The organism is Pseudomonas sp. PA-1-6B, from assembly GCF_021609545.1.
Lineage (GTDB): Bacteria > Pseudomonadota > Gammaproteobacteria > Pseudomonadales > Pseudomonadaceae > Aquipseudomonas > Aquipseudomonas fluorescens_BV.
The window spans coordinates 1-2935 of record NZ_WJZM01000110.1; the positions used below are offsets into that span (position 1 = coordinate 1).

Sequence of the window (2935 nt, forward strand, 5' to 3'; positions counted from 1 at the left end):
GGCGCACTACCAACTTGCCTTCGGCGCGTACGGTGCTGCTCTTCTCCAACGGGTAGCACTTGCCGCCCACGGTGTTGCTCTTGATGCCTTTCGCGGCGCCAGCCCCATCACCCTTGGTGGTCGGCACCAGGCTCTTGTCGAACACCACCACCGGTTTACCGTTGGCACGTACCGATTTGGCTACCCCAGTGGCGGTTTTAAGTTCGGCCGTGACGGGGTAGGGCACTGGTGGGATGGCGCTGCCCATCGGCGTCTTGCACACATCGGGGACGATGCTGACCACTTTCCATTTGCCCTGCTTACGGGCGATGACGTTATCGGCCATGTCAGAGCACCTCCTTGGCTGCGCGCTTTATCAGCGGGGCATTTGGATCCGTCTCGAAGCGCGCTTCCAGTACGCGAATGCCCAGATGATTGGGCAGGCTGATGCGATGGGTCAGCGCTAATGTCATGGCCTCGGTGTCGATACGCAGGGTGTCGGTGAGCATGGGCAGTGGCAGCATGGCGCCGCTGTGCAGGCGCATCAGCACAAAGGGGCGATGGCCGGGCAGTTCCACGCATAACGTGCCTTCGGGGGTGAGGTCGGGATTGGTCAGGTTGAACAGTTCAAGACGAAACGCAGGCGGCGGAAAATCGATCTGCTGATCCACGGGCGCGCCGTTCCAGTAGGCAAAATCGAAATCCCGTGGCAAGCCCGGCCAGCGTTCGCGCTGCCAGGTTTCGTCATAGCTCCCGGCCAATGGCAGGCGCGGTGCCCAGGCACGGCCCACCACGCCAAATCCGGCCGGTTGGTTTTTGTAGCTGGCCGCGACCTGCGCCATGCCGTTGGCGTCGAGTTCACCCTCGGGATGTTTGACCCGATCCAGGCGCCACACGGGTTTGTCGATGGGCTCGATCTGCGGTGCAGTGAGTTCGCGCAGAGGCTTGTCCAGTTGAAAACCGAGGTCTTCCTGGCGCCTTTCGATCCAGCCCCGGCCCAGCGGGTTGCTGTAACAGACTTCGTTGAGCAGATAGGGCGGAGTATTTGTATCAACCGCGTGTTCGGGATTGGGCACCACGCTGCTGCCCCCGAAGGCATATTCCCAGCGCAAAGGCACCGAGGTGGCCGGTTGCGGTTCGGTCAATTGCCAGCCACCGAACAAGCTGTGGCGGAACTGGCGAGGGCCAGTGAATTTCAGATGCTTGTCCAACAAGTAATGGCGCGTCGGCGTTTCGGCCCGACGCTTAAAAGCTTCTTGCCGGGCGGCTTGCCATGCCATTAGCTGATATTCGGTCAGCCGTTCGCCGGGACTCAACGGCGTCGGCAGCGGCACGTCGATTCTGGGCGGTGGGGCCACCGGCGCACTGATGCGCAGTCCGGCCGTCCACTGCATTGCAGGTTGACCTTGTGGCGCATAAGCATTGCCTACCACGATCACATCACAGCGCGGTTTGAACGGCGCCAGGTCGCTTTCCTCGCAGACGCTGCTGGCCCCTTCCTCGCCGTAGTAGCGATCAGCGGTGCAAAGCTCCAACGGTTCGTCGTCCAGCACTTCAGCGCGAAACTGATCCGGCTGCCCGTCAATGGGCAGCAGCCGATAGCCTACTTTCATTACCAGCACCGGGTACTCTTGATCGTCCATGCCCAGCGCGCTGAAACACAACGCATCGAAGGGCGTCAGATTGCGAAATTCCATGTCCGCCCCTCAGTTGATATCGACGTCTTTACCGTTGATCTGCACTGCGCCGCTAGCGCTGAAATCGAAGGTGCGGCCATTGATCAGGACGGTGCCGTCGGACTTCATCACCAAGGTGGATTTACCCACCGTGACCTTGAATTCGTCCCCGGCGTCGATGGTGAATTTCTTGCCCACCGCAACCGATTTGTGGACACCGACCTGCTCGCTCTGGCTCAGCCCCACGGTGGTGTTCATGGCCGCGCCAACACTGGTCTGGTACGCCGCGCCAATGGTCAGCGCCTTGGCCAAACCAATGGTTTCGGCTTTGGCCAATTTGATGGTCTCGGCCTTGTTACCGCCGATGGTCACGCTGCGGTTGGCACCGATGCTGATGGTTTCGTTCTGGCCGACATCCTCGGTGCGGTGGTCGCCAATAGACACGGTTTCGTTGTGCTCAACCCGTTCCTTACGGTCGTTGCCGACGTAGATGCCGTTGTTGTTTTTGATATGGACGTTCTTGTCTTTCTCGGCATGAATGAACACTTCCTGGTGGCCCAACTCATCTTCAAAACGCAGCTCATTGAAACCAGAGCCCTTGTGGGTGCGGCTCTTGATGGTCATTCGTGTTTTGTGTTTGGGCAGCTCATACGGCGGCAGATTGGTTTGGCGGTAGGTCCGCCCCGTGGCGATCGGCTGGTCAGGATCGCCGTCCAAAAAGCTGATGATCAGCTCCTGATTTATCCGAGGCACGGCCATGGCGCCCCAGGTCGCCCCGGCCCAGCCTTGAGCCACACGAATCCAGCACGAACTCTGATCATTGTTTTTGTCCGAGCGGTCCCACGGGAATTGCACCTTCACCCGGCCCCATTCATCGCAATAAATCTCTTCTCCTGGCGGGCCGACGACGGTGGCGATCTGTGGGCCGTCGATGCAGGGTTTGTCCCGCAGCGGCGCCTTCCAATCCGAGGTCCAGCGGATGGCGCTAGCCTTCAACGTGTAGGAGGTGCCGAGGCCGCTACCAAACGATTCTTCCTGCAAGCTGGTGTGCTGCTTGCCTTCATGCTTGATGGCGATGGTGCGCCAGCGATCATTGAAATCCTCACGGGGATGATCGTTGAGGTCGAAGGCCAACCCCGGTTGCAGACGTTCATCGTCGCCTTCCACATGGGCCAACTTGGCGTCGTTACGCAGGGCGGCCAGGCGGGTCTTGGTAAAGGGCTTACCGGCGATGTCGCGCTTGTAGCGCCCGGGGTAGTCGTAGCGCTCGTAGTCCTTGT

The 2935-nt window shown here is 60.2% G+C and carries 3 protein-coding genes; all 3 read right to left on the reverse strand.

All coding sequences use genetic code 11. The annotated features are described in order from the left end of the window. The coding region (locus GIV35_RS27035) for a DUF4150 domain-containing protein (RefSeq protein WP_236266007.1) at window positions 1-325 on the reverse strand (325 nt) is incomplete at its 3' end. Between the two features lies 1 nt (window position 326). After that, on the reverse strand, window positions 327-1676 hold the full coding sequence (locus GIV35_RS27040; RefSeq protein ID WP_223024406.1) for a DUF2169 family type VI secretion system accessory protein: 1350 nt from the start codon (window positions 1674-1676) through the stop codon (window positions 327-329). Between the two features lie 9 nt (window positions 1677-1685). Continuing rightward, a partial coding sequence (locus GIV35_RS27045; protein WP_236491457.1) for a type VI secretion system Vgr family protein occupies window positions 1686-2935 on the reverse strand: 1250 nt, incomplete at its 5' end.

Excerpts from the sequence above, each read along its gene's own strand:
- GIV35_RS27040 (WP_223024406.1), bottom strand. The coding sequence starts at position 1,676 with ATGGAATTTCGCAATCTGACGCCCTTCGATGCGTTGTGTTTCAGCGCG.